Source organism: Butyrivibrio sp. INlla16, assembly GCF_900104155.1.
GTDB lineage: Bacteria > Bacillota > Clostridia > Lachnospirales > Lachnospiraceae > Butyrivibrio.
In genome coordinates this window covers 33171-49477 of sequence record NZ_FMYB01000033.1, presented here as the reverse complement: position 1 = coordinate 49477, position 16307 = coordinate 33171, and the positions used below count along the sequence as shown (strand labels likewise).

Sequence of the window (16307 nt, the reverse complement as noted above, 5' to 3'; positions counted from 1 at the left end):
CTACAACGAATAATCTGTCGGAAAGATCACTCAGAGGAATCAAAACCAAAATGAAGGTATCAGGTCAGTTTGCATCTACTGATACCGCGGATAATTACGCCCTTATAAGGACATATATCGAAACATGCCGTCGTAACGGGATAAATGAAATAGAAGCTCTGTCCAGGCTATGCAATGGTAAACCTTATACTGTGGAGGAAATCTTCTCTTCACAGAAATAATCATACTGAAACTTAATAGCGAATCAGCGTGCTGATTAAGTACGCTGATTTGTCATGTCCAAAAGTATTTAGACCGTGAATAGTAACTCTTTATTATGCATTGGGATCCAATTCCAATGATCCACCATCAGAGGCTTCATATTCAACATCTATTCCAACGGCTGTTGAAGTAGGCACTTATCTGGTTTGGTATAAGTGTGTCGGAAATGAAGAATATAATGATACAGCCCCCGAATATGTCTCCGCCGAAATAAAAGCAGCACCGGCCGAAGGGAAAACCACTCCTCAGGAAGAAGAAAAAACAGCACCCCCGGAAGAAGAAAAACCTGTCATAACAGAAAAACAAAATAATAAACTACCAAAAATATCAAAGCCAAAGTTATCCGCAACCAGTAAAAGCGTAACTGTAAAATGGAGTAAATTAAGCAAAAAAGATCTCAAAAAGGCGGATAAAATTGAAATATGGATATGTACAAATAAAAGCTTTTCAGAAAAAGACACAATTAAAAAGACCGTAAAAAAAAGCAAAGACTGCTTAACCGTAAAAGGCTTAAAGAGCAAAAAGACTTATTATGTTAAGATGCGAACCATAAAGAATGTATCCGGTGTAAAAAATGTTGGAAGCTGGACAAAAGTAAAAAAGATCAAGACCGATAAAAGTTAGGATAACATAATATCAGTATTCACACCGGTCTGTCTTCATGCGCATATTTCTTGATGTTTTTATAGGCATTAACGTTTAAAACGCACATTATCACAACAAGCACAAGCATACCGGACAAGATAAACAATCCATCTTCTGATGCGCTGCATGAAATAGCTACGGTATCGTAGATACCATGAATAAGCATTGCAATAAGGACGCCTTTTGTCCTCATCTGCTTTGCTGCGCTTTCGTCGCCGCTAAGTTCGAGGCTCTTGGCCTGTCCGTAGTAATAACCCATGTAAATTCCGAAGATACAGTGGCCGGGAAAAGCTGCCCTCAGATACGCTGTTCCGGCATCGGAAGTAAAGAGATATAAAAGATTCTCAACAACCTCGAAGCCTATAGCTACGGTGGTCGAATAAACCACTCCGTCAAAGCGGTAGTTAAATGCAGGATGTTTCCAGGTCAGCTTCTTCAATACAGCATATTTACAAATTTCTTCCGAAAAAGCCGCAACCAGAAATGCTACCAGGACGCTGTTAATCAGAGATCCCTGAGGAGTTAATATATCCACAACATATTGAATTCCCGACTCAATTATAGTTACAACAATCGGAAGCGGAATAGCTCCGAATAGAAACAGCTTGATAAGAAGCGGTATCGGTTCAGGTTCGATGCTGTCCAGTTTGTATATAAGAAATATCAATATAATCCCCTGCGCACATGATAGAAGCATTGCCAGCGTCATGCTGCCGGCTCCCATGACAAGGGAAGTAAAAATCAGACTTAAAGTCAGGACGACTATCATAACCATAGGGAGCTTTCGAACATAGAATGTGTCCTTCTGTTCCGTTATGCTCGGATTTTGCACTGACGGACTTGAATTTTGCACATGTAGACTCGGGTTTTGCACCGACAAGTTCGAATTTTGCGTAGCAGCTCCGCAGTTGCCGCAAAACTTTTGTCCGGGTTGTATCTCACTTCCACAATTAGTACAGTACACGTCTGACTCCTCTCCCCTAAAGAACTATTTTTTATCGGTCATGGTGCAGTTTATCAGCTTCAGTTTCTCATTTCTGCGCAAATGTTTAATATGCCACTCTCTGCTCATGGCTTCTTCTTTTGTGTCAAAAGTCTCATAATACACGAGCTTCACCGGAAGTCTGGGTTTTGTATATTTTGCGCCTTTTCCGGCATTATGATCGGCGATTCGCTTTTCCAGATCATTAGTCCAGCCGCAGTATAAAGACCCATCAGCGCATTCGACCAAGTAAGTGTAGTTCATCAGATTATCCCTGCCCGCTCCATAGTATTTTTCCAGATATATGCTGCCTTTTATATAAGCGACAGTTCCGCATCAGCTCTCACCTGCCCTCCAAACATAGAGGAATAGTACCCCGGCTTTAATGGCGTAACCTCCGCTCTTGATTTCAGTTCATAGATTTTGCCCGTTCTGATGGATTCATCAAGTCCAAGCAAAACCTCCATACAGTGATAACCATATTCCTTGCTAAGTCTGTTCTTTCTTCCCTGTCTGATGGCATAAGCAAGCTCAGCAACGCCCACTCCGCGGTGACCGTAGCCGTCAAAAGGCATAGGCTCTCCAACCATATTTTTACCATCAAAGCCATGAGTGAAGGGCATTTTTATCGGCTCGTTTTCAGGGAGTGATATGATAACCTCACCGTCAAACTTATTGGGATCACCTATTTCCATGTTGCCCCTCGTTCCGAATAATTCGAATCTGGTCTTCTCTCCGCCAACATTATTTCCGTTAAAATGAAGTGATACAAGCACGCCGTTCTCAAATTCCAGCGCTCCGCAAAGTACATTTGTTCCGGGGATCTGCCAGGAATCCGGATTACCTTTGACATATAAGAGCTGCTTATCATGCATCAGGGCCGGTGCTCCGAAGCCTGTAACTCTTTTCACACTTCCAAGGAGTGCAATAAGCGCACCAACATAGTATATTCCTGCATCATAAGGAATAGCACCACCTTCCTGCTGCAAAAATCTGAAAAGCTCAGACATCAGGCATTGGTCACGGTTGACACTGACAAATCCGCTTGTTATCTCTCCTATGATCCCGGAGTCAAGATAGTTTCTGGCGGTCTGAATTCCGGCACCTAAAACCGTATCAGGCGCTACCGCTATCATCAGATTTTTTTCTTCTGATATTTTTATAAGTTCCTCAGCTTCCTCGAGGCTTGTGGTAAACATCTTCTCAGTGTAGACATGCTTCCCTGCTTCAAGCATCTGCTTTACTATCTCATAGTGAACATCAGCAGGTGTCAGATTCACAACAAGCTCAATGTCGTCAGATGCAGCAACCTCATCTATAGTCATAACTCTGGCTATACCGAATTTCTCAGCCTTGGCTTTTGCGCCATTCATCGAGCGATTTGCTATTGCCACAAGATCGATGATGTCAAACATCTCCTTCAGATTGCGGATATAAATGTCGCTAATCATCCCACAACCGATGACAGCAGTTTTAACTTTTTTAAACTTTTGAACTGAACTCATATGATGTATCTCCTTCTCAACAAGGTATAGTAAAAATATCGATTTAGGTAAAATTCCGGAATTTTAATCATCGTCTCCCGGATCAGGCAAAGCTAAAGCCCCCTTGGGATTAGTAGCACCCTGTTTTTTCATGTAGCCTGCGTATTTCTTTGCTGTTTTTAGTTTAGGGTTCCTGACAAGCAGCCCCTTTTTTGTACCCGAAAAAGAATTCTTTCCAAAGGAATTCTTTTTAAGCAGCTGACTGTAAACATCGAAGCACTCCAGCTTCTTACATCCTTTAAAAGCATTTTTACCTATTTTTCTTAACGTAAGCGATTCAAAATACACGTATCGAAGATTCTTGCAGCCCTTAAAGCAATCATTTGCAATGTATTCAAGACTACAGTCAGCCTCATCCGAAACAGATTTTAGTTTTTTGTAATTCTTGAAGGCGCCTTCTTTTATTCCGATAATCTCATAATCCTGACCCAGAGCAGGACCGGCAAGACATGGAATTACCAACTTTTTAATATTGTGGTTTGCCGCACCGATTACAATGCATTTTCCGGCTTTATTATCTACGGCTTCTTCTAAAACCTCATAATCAATCCCATTAAAGGTAAATGTGCCTGCTGCATAAACATTCTGAGATTTCAAAATAATTAAAAACAATGAAGATACAAGAATAACAATTAACCTTTTGGGAATCGAATTTGACGCCGGCTGCTTATTCATATACGGACTCCTCTCTTATTGCGAGAATCGTTTCAGCATAAGAATATTATATCGCAAACTTCCGGCATCAAAAAGAAAATGTAAGTTTTCCTCAGTGTGATAATTCTGTGATGTTCACACTGATATGATTAACTCAACAAAAGGAAGACAGCTAATGAGTTTCACATAGAAGGAGGTAATCACCATGACAATGATTATTAACATTCTTAACTTATTCGGAATTCACATTAAGAGATACATCACCTGCCCTTGCGGAAGATAATAGAACATTTAAATTATAAAGGAGAATTTACCATGGATTATATTATTGAGATGATCGAATCAAAAATGGGGAATCAGCTGCGCTGATAATCCCCATTTTCGTCTACTATAAGCTCCAGATCGGCCTTCATGGTCTTTAAAAGGCACAGACGGACATTAGCCATGTCGCTAAAGTCCACAAATTTTTCTGCTACTTCAAGTGTATTGCCGCTCTTAACCTTTCTGTCCACAAGTCTGTCACGCAGCATATTTTCATCTGCAGTGATAGAGATTGTGTAATCGGCATAAGTCTTAATCTCTCGCCATCCATCCTCATCAAGCAGAAGATAGTTGCCCTCGAGAAGTACGATGTTTTTCTCTACTTTAATCGCATTATCTGTCGGATTGTGAAGGTGCCTGTCATAAGTGGGCCAGCCTACTTTTTCCTTGCTGACGACATCCTTTATGCGCGCTGTAAGTAGGTCCAAATCAAAGGTTATCGGTGCTCCCTTGATATCGACCATGCGAATTTCCTTACCGTCCCGAATAGTGTTATGTGTCAGGAGATAGTCCTGGTATCTGTGAAAACCGTCCATTCCTATCGCCTGAATATCGGTATATTCCTCATTTTGCTCAGACAAACTCTGCAAAAAACTGCACAATGTGCTCTTCCCGGCTCCGGGAGGTGCTGCCAGAAGGACAAGGATTCGCCTGTTCTTCTTTTTTTGTAATGAAGTTAGGTCTGATAATAAAGGGATGAATATTTCGCGCAAGGATCCTTCACTGTAACTTGCTTGCACGTCTATTCCGTTTATGTTTACGTTGTAATTCATAAAAAGGCCTCTTTAGGTGCGGACTGTAAACTCCCCACTCTTTACGGTGAGTGTTAGCTTGCCGCCGTTCTTTAATTTGCCGAAAAGAATCTCGTCTACAAACAGTGGCTTGATGTCGTTTCGAATGACACGGTCAACTTCCCTTGCTCCGAATTCCTGGCTGATTCCGCGCTTTATCACCAGATCCTTGGCCTTTTTATCCGCAGAAAATACTATCTTCTTCGCGGAAAGCTGATCCTTTAATTCGGATAATTTCTTGTCTACCACGAGACTTGCCATATCCTCATCCATGCTGTTAAATACAACAACTTTACTCAGGCGGTTTCTGAACTCAGGCTGGAAGACGCGTTTAACCTCCTCCATCAGTACGCTGTTGTCGTGACCCTCGCTGACAAAGCCTATGCCGCTTTTGCCAAGCTTGTTAGCCCCTGCATTTGAGGTCATAATAACGACGACATTCCTGAAGTCGGCTTTTCGTCCCTGGTTATCGGTCAGCGTCGCATAGTCCATGACCTGAAGAAGGACGTTATAGATATCGGGATGAGCCTTTTCAATTTCATCGAGCAAAAGAACGGCAGAAGGACTCTTCCTTATGGCCTCTGTGAGTATTCCGCCCTCCTCGTAGCCAACGTAGCCCGCAGGAGATCCAATTAGCTTTGCAACCGCATGTTTCTCGCCGTATTCACTCATATCGAAACGAATGAGTTTGACACCAAGCTCATCCGCAAGCCTTTTTGCAATCTCTGTTTTTCCGACTCCGGTAGGTCCCACAAATAAAAGACTTGCAAGAGGTTTGTTCTCCTCCGAAAGACCTGCCTTGGAGAATTTCACAGCATTTACAACCTGTGATACAGCCTCATCCTGACCGAAAATCTTGCCCTTAAGTCTATTCTCAAGAGTTGCAAGCCCTGTAACATCATCTGTCTCAACAGTCTCAATAGGCACCCTGCATATTTTGGTGAGAATCTCGTTAATTACTTCCTTATCAACAATCTGCTTCTTAGCCTTTAACGGATGAAGTTTTCTGAAGGATCCTGCCTCATCGATAATGTCAATCGCTTTGTCCGGAAGATATCTTTCATTTATGTATTTTGCACTCATTTTCACAGCATAAGGAAGAACTTCATCCTCATAGATTACGCCGTGATAGTTCTCATACTTTTCCTTTAGTCCCTCTAGTATTCGGATGCTCTCCTCCTCTGAGGGTTCCTTAATCTCCACATTTTGGAAACGGCGAACGAGGCTCTTGTTCTTCTCGAAATACTTCTTGTATTCTTCAAAGGTTGTCGCCCCGATGAATCTGATATGTCCATCTGCAAGATAGGGCTTAAGCATGTTCGAAGCATCAAAAGAGCCTTCTCCAACTGCGCCGGCACCTGCAAGATTATGTATCTCATCTATATAAATAATTGGCTTTTCTTCTTTTCCTATCTCGGATAATACCTTCTTGAAGCGCTTCTCAAAATCACCTCTGTACTGCGTTCCTGCGAGCATACCTCCAAGATCCAGCGCAAAAACTCTGGCGCCTTTTATAGCGTCCGGAACCTCATTTTTCCTAAGAAGCTCCACGAGTCCGTAGGTTATTGCTGTCTTACCGACTCCGGGTTCACCGATATGAAGCGGGTTGTTCTTGTCCTTGCGGCACAGAATCTGGATAGTTCTCTCAAGCTCTTCCTTCCTGCCGATAAGGGGATTCACATCCTCCAAAGTATCATTAAGGCAGGGTGCAAATATTTTGAGATTGCCTGTATCCTCCTCGCGCTCAGGACCGCCTGTAGAGGCACTGCCGCCATAGTCTACGTTCTCATCTTCAATATATGAAAGTTCCTCAAGAAGTTCAGCCTCCGTAAGCCCATCCTGCTCCATGTAGTATACTGCATAGCTGTTATCAAGATTCCAGATTGCATGGATAAGATGCCTTATATGGACCTCGGAGCAGCCGCTTGAATAGGCACTCTGTCCCGCAAAATTAATCATATGCTGTGTGGAAAGAGAGAGCACAGGTTCTTTTCCTTTTACCTTCTCAATGTATTTTGCCGCATAATTCATAAGGTTCTTCGAAAGAGCCTGAATATCACCGCCGCACTCCTCATAAGCCTCGCGAAATGCCTCATCATCAAGCATCATAAGGAGCACAAGCTCCGGTGTCACATATTCATATTGGTTACTACTTGCATACTCCACCGCATTTTGAAGTGCAAGCATAGCTTCTGCAGATAGATTCATATTATGCCTCCTCCACGCTCATGCGAAACGGAAAGCCCTCCTGTTTCGCCCGCATCAGGGCTGCGTTCACCTTGGTTGATGCGATGTCGTAAGGATATTTTCCAACAACTGCCTGTCCCTTTTTATGGACACCAAGCATAATGGACTGAGCTGTGACCTCGTCCTTATGAAATATATCCATGAGAATCTCCACCACGAATTCCATAGTGGTGAAGTCGTCGTTGTACATGACCACGTTGAACTGACGCGGCTCCTTAACTTTATCCTTTGTACGCTCCTTTGTCTGTCCCTGAACTGCCATAATAATCACCGCCTTTTCTTTTTTTGCTGTCTTCCTGTGATCATTATCAATAGACTCTCCGGAATGAAATGCTGAAAAGCAATAGCAAGCTTCATCCCAAGAGTCGGAATTATCACTGTCTGCCTCTTCTTCATACCCGTAAGGCATTCTTTTACGCATTGCTTAGCGGATATCCCTTTAAGAGCAAACATCACATCCGACTTACTGTTAAACTCAGTATCCACCGGTCCCGGGCAGAGGCAGCAAACATAAACGCCGCTTCCCTGTTCTTTAAGCTCTCTCGCAACAGCTTTGGTAAGCGAAACAACATACGCTTTGGATGCGTAGTAGGTCGCCATGTAAGGGCCTGCCGGAAGAAGGCCTGCCGATGAAGCCACGTTCAGGATTGTCCCCGTTCCCTGCGCTTTCATTTTGCGAAGCACACCCTTAAAAAGAATATGCATGGCAATATCGTTGACCTTTATCATTGATATTTCCTTTTCAAGATCCGTTTCAATGAAAGATCCCGCTGTCCCGAATCCCGCATTGTTTATGAAAACGTCTATATGTTCTTCGTAGATACTCTCCAAAAGCTTTTTGCACTGATTCTCATCGGATAAATCTGTAGTTATCACTTTGCAGGTTTCACCGAATGTTGTACGCATGGCTTCAAGGCGATCCGTGCGCCTTCCCGTGAGAATTAGCCTATATCCTCTTTTCGCATACACTCTGGCAAATTCCTGCCCTATTCCGGATGTCGCTCCTGTAATAAAAACTGTTTTCACTTTACTCTCCTCATAAGACAATATCTTTATCAAGCTTTGAAAGATTCTTTTTATGAATCAGCATGAGCAGTGCCTCCTTGGCCTTTAGCGGAACATCAGGATCCACATACTCATTGACAACACCGTCTTTTATTGCAACCACGTTTATACCGTATTTTTTTCTGAGGTTAAGCTCTTTTAACGACTTCCCCACCCACTTTTCCTTAGGCAGCATCTCTATAAGACATATATCATCACTTACTTCGAAATACTCAAGGAAGTTGCTGGAAATAAGCCCTCTTGCCGTTCTTATACCGCTCTCCTCTTCGGGATAGATAACCTCATCTGCTCCGATTTTGGATAAAACAGATCCCATTCTCTCGTTACTTGATTTGGCAACAACCCACTTAACTCCGTACTCCTTCGATATCATTGTGCACATTATGCTTGCTTCAAGGCTCATGCCCATGGCAACCACAGCGCAGTCGATGTTGGATATGCCAAGCGCCTTTATGGCAGCGGGATCCGTAAGATCAGCCTCAATAGCAGTTGTAGCCTTGGCAGAATAGGAATCTATGATGTCCGCATCGTTATCAACTACCATGACATCCGCACCGCTCTCTATAAGCTTGTCGGCTACTGCCTGTCCGAATTTTCCAAGACCGAATACCACAAAAGAATTATACTTCATCAGTCCACTCTCCTTTTATCCTACTATAAAGTGTCCGTTTGAAAATCTGATATCATTTTTATCCGAACGCTTAGTGCTGAAAAACAGTGCCATGGAAATAGGTCCTATTCTTCCTGCATACATTCCGATCATTACCACTATCATTCCCGGCACATTAAGACTCGCCGTGAGCGACCTGGAAAGACCTACGGTTCCTGTTGCACTGAATATCTCATACGCTGCGGAAAGCGCCGGCGCATCACATACCTGCATAAGTGCGATCATCAGTGCCATTGTCAGCATAAGGTTTGACATTACGATGGCACTTGCCTTGTTGATCAGCTTTTCCGAGACAGCTCTGCTGAACACAACGGGCTCTGTCCTGTTCCTGATAAATGAAAAGACATTGAGGAGAACCACAAAAATTGTAACCGTCTTTATTCCTCCCGCCGTACCCACCGGAGATCCTCCAATAAACATGTACATGCATCCCACAATACAGGTTGAAGGTGTCAGCGACTCCTGGGGAACAGTTGCAAAACCAGCTGTTCTGAAGGTCACCGATTGGAAAAAGCTTGCAAGGATTTTGTTTCCCACTGTCATTTTTCCTATTGTATCAGGGTTATCCCACTCAAAAAGCATAACCAGAAGGGTTCCGGATATCAGTAAAAACAGCGTTAGGTTGATTACAAGCTTGGAATGTTCGCCAAGCCTTTTCCAGAAGGTTCTGATGTTGTATCCGTGCTTTACCGATCTTTTCAGATTTTCAATAAAATCAAACCATACAACGTAACCCAGACCACCAAGGACGATCAGTGTAATAGTGATCACATTCACCGGGATATTGGTCTGATAATCTATCAGCGAATTGGCCCCCATTACATCCATTCCGGCATTACAAAAAGCTGAAACCGCGTTAAAAACAGACACCCATATTCCTTTGAAAAAGCCAAACCTTGGGATAAAAACAAATGAGTAAAGAACAGCTCCAATGCCTTCAACTATGAAAGTGTCCTTGATAACTCTTATGAGGAATTTAATCAGTCCGTGAATAGAATCAAGATTGTAGTAGTCCTGAATCAGAAGTCTGGTGCTTAATGAGAACTTCTTTTTCATAAGCATCATTATCGCGGAATACAGCGTAATTACACCAAATCCGCCTATTTGGATTAATATCAGGATTATCAGTTGTCCAAGAAAAGACCAGTGAGAAAAGGTGTCGACCACCACAAGACCGGTAACACATATCGAAGTGGTTGCCGTAAACAGAGCAGTGATAAAGTCAGTGTGCTCGCCTCTTGCCGTTGCTGCCGGAATCATCAGAAGAAATGAACCAACCACTATTGCCAGCAAAAAGCCAAGCACAATTATCTGTGTTGATGTTAATCTGCTTTTTTCTATCTTTGTTTCATTAAAAACTCGCAATCGGTGTACCTCTGTAAGCGATAGTTTACTTGTAACCTAAGGTTTAAATAACCCCAAGCGTTTTTAATACGAAGAGCCAAAACGTAAGGGAAAAAGAACAGCCAAAGGTAGTTATCATTATTATACTACTGCTGAGCGTCCCTTCATGTCCCATGTTCTTCGCCATGATATAGCAGCTGACTGTAGTGGCTGAACCGAGCATCACAAGAATCGCCACCAGCTGCTCTCCCGCAAAGCCAAGACGAATTGCGACAGGCATGAATATCATAACCAATAAAAACAGCTTGATGAAGCTTGCTACCAGTGCGGGTTTCACGTTCTGCAAGGCTTTTCTGTAATCGAAGGTCGCACCCATCGACATGAGCCCCAGCGGTGTCGCAAGTGCGCCGACGTCACTTACTACGGTGTCCATGATTTTGGGAACGGGCAGCTTACAAACAGACCAGATAAGTCCCGTCAATATTCCAAGGATGATGGGATTTTTGATAATCCCAAGCACGGTTTTCTTTAAAAGTTTGTTATTACCAGCTGACGAGTGTTCCACGTTTTTGCTGTCAGCCGATACATTCTCGTCCTCCGGAGCTGTCACTGTCAATATAATAACTGCAAAAATGTTGTATAACGGCACGCTTCCAAGGATCATCAGAGGCGCCATTCCACTGCTGGATTCGCCGTAGATACTGTGAATAAAAGCGATACCAAGAAGCGCTGCGCTGCTTCGATAAGCGCCCTGTAAAAACTCGCCTCGTCTGGAGGGCGTTTTTACAAATATTCGTGACAACAAACTTATAAAAAGTATGCTGACTATTGTGGTGACAAAACAAAAGAGTACAAACCCCGGGTTCCAGGTTCCAATAAAGTCCTGCTTTGCCAGATCCGAAAAGAGCAAAACCGGAAGTGCGACTTCAAATACAAATTTGTTCATAAACGCTGCAGCGTTATCATCAATAATTCCAAGTCTCTTGAACACGTTTCCGAGTGTCATAAGAAAGAAAATCGGAAGTGTTGCATTCAGGCTAAAAACCAAATTTTCCATTTCTTACTCTACCACCTCTTAAGCATGTCTTTCTTCTTAAGTCCGTTTCTTTTGGCTGATCTTGGCCAGCCTGAATTACCGGCAATCTGATACAGAATGCGAGGGAACTTATATGCATCCGCATAGATATTCTCTATAGATGTGCCTTCATTTACAGCCTGTCCAAGCTCTTTTAATGATAGTGCAACATTTCTTGCCGGCCCCTTTGTCGGATCGGGCATGCGCATCATCTGTCCCATCATCTCTCCTGCGCCTATTGCAACTCCTCCGCAGTATTCATAGCCGCATGTTTCGGCCCACTCTTCCATCATGCCAAGGAGGTTGCAGATCTGTCTGCTCTCATAGAATCCCATGTTAGCTACGACATATATCTTCTTTTTGTCTTTGTTTCCTTTCGCCTCCAGTTTTTCCAGGAGTCTCAAAACAGTAGAGGGAATCCCGTCGACATAGAGCGGCATTCCGAAAACAATCCTTTTATATGAAGTAACAAGCTCTGCAAGTTCGTTGTACTTATTTAAGTAGGTCAAAAGATTGATGCTTTCTGTCTCGCATTCTATGCTGCCGCTTAAGTATTTCAGGAATTTCAGAGAATTTGCATCATCGCCCCTTGAGCTGCAGTTGATCAGTAGAATTTTTTGAGATTCTGATACTGTCTCTAAAGAGCTGGTATTCTCTTTGCTTTCAGCTGCGTTATCCGAAAATGTATTATCGGATTCTTCGATGTTTTCAAACTTAAGTGCCTTGATATCTCCGTGAAAATTTCTGCACACCGCTTCTACATACTTTTTTGCATGCTCTTTTTGTGTGTCAGTAAGTGCTTTCCCTCTGAAAATAAAAGTGATTTCCTGCTTTTCGGGGTATCTCTTTTCATGGTGCATCTCCCCGTTAAATACTTTCATATATGGAAGCACCAGGCCTATGCTGCGGTCGAATACATTTTTCACAAAGCTGCTAAAGCCGCCGTAGGTATATCTGCTCATAACTACGACTTCATCCGCCTTGTGGAACAATACTCCCATGCGGTCATAGCTGTCCTTAATCATGCATACGCCGGGAGTCTTGGTCCAGCATCCAAAACAGCCCACACAGGGCTTAATACTACCGTTATCCGATATTATCTCCCAGCCCTTGTAATCGTCTTCGATTCTATTCCATTCCTCGTCATTAAGATCATGTATTAAGAGCCTCATAGAAATCTCCCCATTTTCAAAAAACTCTTTTTCACACGTTTCCAATCAGACCATTAATTCCTAAAATTCTGTCAGTCCGAAATCTCCTCTTCCAAAACACCGCATACCACAAATCTGTGAGTGTCCTTACTGTCCGTGCATGTGGATAATGTAATGACTTTACTTGTACTCTTAACCGGAATCTCCGAATCCATGTAGGACTTAAGTCTTACAGGTTCTGCGTCCGCAACAAACTCATCCGAAGCAGCCCCAACATAATCGTAAATCACATAATCCTTAGGTACATCCATGTAGCAGAATATCAGATATTTAAGTATCTTCTCCGCAGTAATAACATAGATGTACTTGTGATCATCATAGAAGCCTTTTTCAAATCTGTAGTCACGAAGGCTTCCGAACATGGAACGATCCTTCATGTTATGTCCGTAGATAATCGAATTTGAATCGGTAAAATCGGATTTGGATCTGCTGTCTAAGAAAATCGCACCTGTATCCGAAGTCTCTCCGTCGGAATTACTGGTCAGATATTTTTCATTATCCTCAGCCTGCATTATAGGGTAACTGATCTGGGTTCCGTCTACGACAAGCCATCCTACAACATCAGGATTTTCTTTTATGTAGGCAGTGAGGTCAATCTGAGGAAAATCGGAATTTTCTGATGCAGGTTGGTCGGACTCTGTTACATAGGATACGGATTGGTCTGACTCGGAATTGTTTTCATCTGCAGCTTGTTCAGACTCAGATTCATCAGATACCTTCTGGTCGGGCTCAGATTCGTCGGATACCTGCTGGTCTAGCTTGGATTCGTCTGATGCAGGTTGCTGTATTTCGGAATCATCTGTCTTGTTTTCTGTATCATCTTTATCTGCCGTTAAATTTTCTTCTTCAGAATTATTTGCATCTTCTTCAGCACTCTGTATTTCTTCTGAATTTTCCGCAATAGTAGCTTCTACATTTTCATGATCAGTGATCATGTTTTTCTGAGGCGCTGATGCATGCCATACGTAAAGAAGCGCCAACGCTGCAATTATTGCTGTTGAAATTAATACGCCTTTTTTCTTGAAAACAAGACCTAAAAGCTCGCATATCTTCTCAGGTATAAAAAACAGGATGCTCAAAAAAACTATGAGCCCCAGTGTAAAATATGTCACGCGCTTTGCACTGCTTTTATGCTTTTTATTATATTCACCGGCATTTTGTACCAGTTTTGTAAATAATTTTTTCTTAAAACTGCTCACTATAAAATCTTTCCCAACTTCTTAATAAAACTAAACGTACAGCAATAATAGTACCATATAAAGAAGAAGGCTGCCACACCTGTACGAGTGTGACAGCTTTCCTTCCAAAGTGATTATTTTACCGTTGCATTTGTCTGCTTCTTAATCTTCTTTATAATCTTATCCTTGCCTTTTCCTTTTTTGCCTTTTACTGTGATAACCGCTCCGTCGCTTACAATTTGTCAATGTAAGAGCCGTCCGGCAAATATTTACAGAACAAAATTCTTCAGCATCGCTTTTCCATCCGGGGTCATTATGGACTCAGGATGGAACTGAACTCCGTAGATCGGATAATCCCTGTGCTTTACCGCCATAACCTCACCATCCGTGGTGCGTGCGGTAACTATTAGTTCCTGAGGTATTGTAGAATCATCCGCTGCCAGAGAATGGTATCTTGCTACAGGTGCTTCTTCCGGAAGTCCTTTGAAAATCTGACAATCAAGATCAAATCTGACATCGGACTGTTTTCCGTGCATCAGCCTTTTGGCATAAGTTACCGTAGCTCCATATGTAGCGCAGATAGCCTGATGTCCCAGACATACACCCAGGGTCGGGATTTTCTTTGCGATTGTTTTTGCCACCTCCATACAAATACCGGCATCCTCAGGTCTTCCGGGACCCGGGGAGAGTATTATCCTGTCGGGATTCAGAGCCTCAATTTCGGATACTGTCATCTCGTCGTTTCTGATTACTTTTATGTCCGGTTCTATCTCGCCGATAAGCTGGTAAAGGTTATAGGAAAAGCTGTCGTAGTTATCTATTAATAAAATCATTATTATTCCTCCGTCTCAAGTGCCTTCATCACAGCCTTCGCCTTGTTCATGCACTCCTCGAATTCCTTCTCCGGAACGGAATCGGCAACTATTCCGGCGCCGCTTCTTACGAAGACTTTACCGTTTTTCTTGTAGGCAATACGGATTGCAATGCAGGTGTCCATGTTTCCGGTGAAATCAATATAGCCGATAGCTCCGCCGTAGATGCCTCGCTTGTTATTTTCAAGTTCACCGATTATCTGGCAGGCTCTGATCTTGGGTGCCCCGGAAAGTGTTCCTGCGGGAAGCACGGAGGATATCGCATCAAGCGCATCCCTGTCATCCCTTATTTCTCCACGGACTGTAGATCCTATGTGCATTACATGTGAATAGCGCTCTATCGAATGCAGCTTTTCAACCTCTACAGTTCCGAATTTACTGATTTTCCCCAGGTCGTTTCTTCCAAGATCCACAAGCATGTTGTGCTCAGCAAGCTCTTTTTCATCAGCAAGAAGTTCCTCTTCCAGCTCTTTGTCCTCCTTCACAGAAGCGCCTCTGGGTCTGGTTCCTGCAAGAGGGAAAGTATGCAAAATGCCATCCTTAAGCTTAACCAGCGTCTCGGGAGAAGCTCCGGCCACCTCCACATCGGTTCCTGAAAAATAGAACATGTAGGGTGACGGGTTGATTGTCCGAAGGAGTCTGTAAGTATCAAAAAGGCTTCCTTCATACTGTGCACTAAACCTGTTGGAGAGCACTATCTGGAAGATATCGCCCTCAAATATGTGTCTCTTTGCCTTCTCAACCATCTCACAGTACTGTTCTTTATTGAAAAGAGGTGTCATCTCACTAAGGAGCCTGCCTCGAACCTCCGTCACTTTTTCTCCGGTGGTAAGAAGCTGTATTATGTCCTCAAGATCAGCTATTGCTTTATCATAATTTGCCTGTAAAGCGGACGGATCAAGCTTCATGTTAGCTATAAGTACGATCTTCTGCTTAGTATTATCAAAGGCGATAACCTTGTCGAAGAGCATGAGATCTACGTCCATGAATCCTTCGGAATCCTCTACATTCATTCTGACTGTAGGCTCACTATAACCCAGGAAGTCATAGGAAAAATAGCCTACCATTCCTCCCGCAAAGGGCGGAAGATCTGAAAATCTGGGGCTTTTGTAGTCCTTTAGAATTTTTCTAAGGCACTCAGAAGGATCTCCTGTAGCTGTCGTCTCATTTCCGTTTTCATCCGTGATGCCGATTTTCCCGTCGATGCAGGTTATCTTCATGGTCGGATCATAGCCAAGAAATGAGTATCTTCCCCAGGTCTCGTTCGCCTGCGCGGACTCAAGCATGTAGACATGCTTTGATGCTTTTTTGAGGATTCTCATAGCCTCTATGGGTGTTATAAAATCAGAAAGAATTTCGCAGCTAACAGGAAGTACGTTGTATTTGCCGGTAGCGGCGAGCTTTTCAATTTCAGTAAAGTCAGGTGTAATTTTCATTTTATGTCCTC

16 protein-coding genes and 2 pseudogenes are annotated in these 16307 nt (G+C 43.0%); 2 read left to right on the top strand and 16 right to left on the bottom strand.

The window, feature by feature from the left end:
- Together BLR42_RS22855 and BLR42_RS14790 are read left to right on the top strand one after the other, a co-directional pair.
- Positions 1-221 (top strand): annotated as a pseudogene (locus tag BLR42_RS22855) (hypothetical protein); the annotation flags it as partial.
- A gap of 100 nt (positions 222-321) precedes the next feature.
- Positions 322-885, top strand: coding sequence for a hypothetical protein (locus BLR42_RS14790; protein ID WP_091870688.1), 564 nt, complete (start codon positions 322-324; stop codon positions 883-885).
- A gap of 19 nt (positions 886-904) precedes the next feature.
- On the opposite strand, the gene BLR42_RS14785 is transcribed toward BLR42_RS14790, so the two are convergent.
- From BLR42_RS14785 to trpE, 16 genes and pseudogenes are all read right to left on the bottom strand, one after another.
- Positions 905-1759, bottom strand: coding sequence for a PrsW family intramembrane metalloprotease (locus tag BLR42_RS14785; RefSeq protein ID WP_242879357.1), 855 nt, complete (start codon positions 1757-1759; stop codon positions 905-907).
- 48 nt (positions 1760-1807) lie between these two features.
- A pseudogene (locus BLR42_RS24250) lies at positions 1808-1870 on the bottom strand (zinc-ribbon domain-containing protein); the annotation flags it as partial.
- Between the two features lie 24 nt (positions 1871-1894).
- On the bottom strand, positions 1895-2152 hold the full coding sequence (locus BLR42_RS14780; protein WP_022760671.1) for a GIY-YIG nuclease family protein: 258 nt from the start codon (positions 2150-2152) through the stop codon (positions 1895-1897).
- Positions 2153-2202: 50 nt separating this feature from the next.
- Positions 2203-3393, bottom strand: a complete 1191-nt coding sequence (locus BLR42_RS14775) for a Gfo/Idh/MocA family protein (RefSeq protein WP_091870685.1) — start codon at positions 3391-3393, stop codon at positions 2203-2205.
- Between the two features lie 63 nt (positions 3394-3456).
- A complete protein-coding gene (locus BLR42_RS14770) occupies positions 3457-4107 on the bottom strand; it encodes a leucine-rich repeat protein (RefSeq protein WP_091870683.1) in 651 nt (216 codons plus the stop codon).
- Between the two features lie 335 nt (positions 4108-4442).
- Positions 4443-5180, bottom strand: a complete 738-nt coding sequence (locus BLR42_RS14765) for a nucleoside/nucleotide kinase family protein (protein ID WP_091870680.1) — start codon at positions 5178-5180, stop codon at positions 4443-4445.
- A 12-nt stretch (positions 5181-5192) separates the two neighbouring features.
- Positions 5193-7406 (bottom strand): AAA family ATPase, encoded by a 2214-nt coding sequence (locus BLR42_RS14760; protein WP_091870676.1) that lies wholly within the window; start codon positions 7404-7406, stop codon positions 5193-5195.
- A 1-nt stretch (position 7407) separates the two neighbouring features.
- Positions 7408-7707 carry an ATP-dependent Clp protease adaptor ClpS gene (locus tag BLR42_RS14755; RefSeq protein ID WP_022760677.1) on the bottom strand — a complete coding sequence of 100 codons (300 nt, stop codon included), beginning with the start codon at positions 7705-7707 and terminating at the stop codon, positions 7408-7410.
- Between the two features lie 5 nt (positions 7708-7712).
- Entirely contained in the window at positions 7713-8471 is a 759-nt protein-coding gene (locus BLR42_RS14750; protein ID WP_091870673.1) for an SDR family NAD(P)-dependent oxidoreductase, read from the bottom strand.
- A 10-nt stretch (positions 8472-8481) separates the two neighbouring features.
- Positions 8482-9141: a potassium channel family protein gene (locus tag BLR42_RS14745; RefSeq protein WP_091870671.1), complete on the bottom strand. Its 660-nt coding sequence runs from the start codon at positions 9139-9141 to the stop codon at positions 8482-8484.
- Positions 9142-9156: 15 nt separating this feature from the next.
- Entirely contained in the window at positions 9157-10545 is a 1389-nt protein-coding gene (locus tag BLR42_RS14740; protein ID WP_242879354.1) for a TrkH family potassium uptake protein, read from the bottom strand.
- A gap of 43 nt (positions 10546-10588) precedes the next feature.
- Entirely contained in the window at positions 10589-11581 is a 993-nt protein-coding gene (locus tag BLR42_RS14735; protein ID WP_091870668.1) for an AEC family transporter, read from the bottom strand.
- Positions 11582-11589: 8 nt separating this feature from the next.
- Entirely contained in the window at positions 11590-12771 is a 1182-nt protein-coding gene (locus BLR42_RS14730) for a flavodoxin family protein (protein ID WP_091870665.1), read from the bottom strand.
- Between the two features lie 71 nt (positions 12772-12842).
- Positions 12843-14009 carry a class B sortase gene (srtB, locus tag BLR42_RS14725; protein WP_091870663.1) on the bottom strand — a complete coding sequence of 389 codons (1167 nt, stop codon included), beginning with the start codon at positions 14007-14009 and terminating at the stop codon, positions 12843-12845.
- 248 nt (positions 14010-14257) lie between these two features.
- Positions 14258-14821, bottom strand: coding sequence for an anthranilate synthase component II (locus tag BLR42_RS14720; RefSeq protein ID WP_091870660.1), 564 nt, complete (start codon positions 14819-14821; stop codon positions 14258-14260).
- Positions 14822-14823: 2 nt separating this feature from the next.
- Entirely contained in the window at positions 14824-16296 is a 1473-nt protein-coding gene (gene trpE, locus BLR42_RS14715; RefSeq protein WP_091870658.1) for an anthranilate synthase component I, read from the bottom strand.
- Positions 16297-16307: the final 11 nt, after the last annotated feature.

Bases quoted from the DNA above. Each gene is read 5' to 3' on its own strand.
- BLR42_RS14780 (WP_022760671.1), bottom strand. From the start codon at position 2,152: ATGAACTACACTTACTTGGTCGAATGCGCTGATGGGTCTTTATACTGC.
- BLR42_RS14775 (WP_091870685.1), bottom strand. From the start codon at position 3,393: ATGAGTTCAGTTCAAAAGTTTAAAAAAGTTAAAACTGCTGTCATCGGT.
- BLR42_RS14770 (WP_091870683.1), bottom strand. From the start codon at position 4,107: ATGAATAAGCAGCCGGCGTCAAATTCGATTCCCAAAAGGTTAATTGTT.
- BLR42_RS14765 (WP_091870680.1), bottom strand. From the start codon at position 5,180: ATGAATTACAACGTAAACATAAACGGAATAGACGTGCAAGCAAGTTAC.
- BLR42_RS14760 (WP_091870676.1), bottom strand. From the start codon at position 7,406: ATGAATCTATCTGCAGAAGCTATGCTTGCACTTCAAAATGCGGTGGAG.
- BLR42_RS14755 (WP_022760677.1), bottom strand. From the start codon at position 7,707: ATGGCAGTTCAGGGACAGACAAAGGAGCGTACAAAGGATAAAGTTAAG.
- BLR42_RS14745 (WP_091870671.1), bottom strand. From the start codon at position 9,141: ATGAAGTATAATTCTTTTGTGGTATTCGGTCTTGGAAAATTCGGACAG.
- BLR42_RS14735 (WP_091870668.1), bottom strand. From the start codon at position 11,581: ATGGAAAATTTGGTTTTTAGCCTGAATGCAACACTTCCGATTTTCTTT.
- BLR42_RS14730 (WP_091870665.1), bottom strand. From the start codon at position 12,771: ATGAGGCTCTTAATACATGATCTTAATGACGAGGAATGGAATAGAATC.
- BLR42_RS14720 (WP_091870660.1), bottom strand. From the start codon at position 14,821: ATGATTTTATTAATAGATAACTACGACAGCTTTTCCTATAACCTTTAC.
- trpE (WP_091870658.1), bottom strand. From the start codon at position 16,296: ATGAAAATTACACCTGACTTTACTGAAATTGAAAAGCTCGCCGCTACC.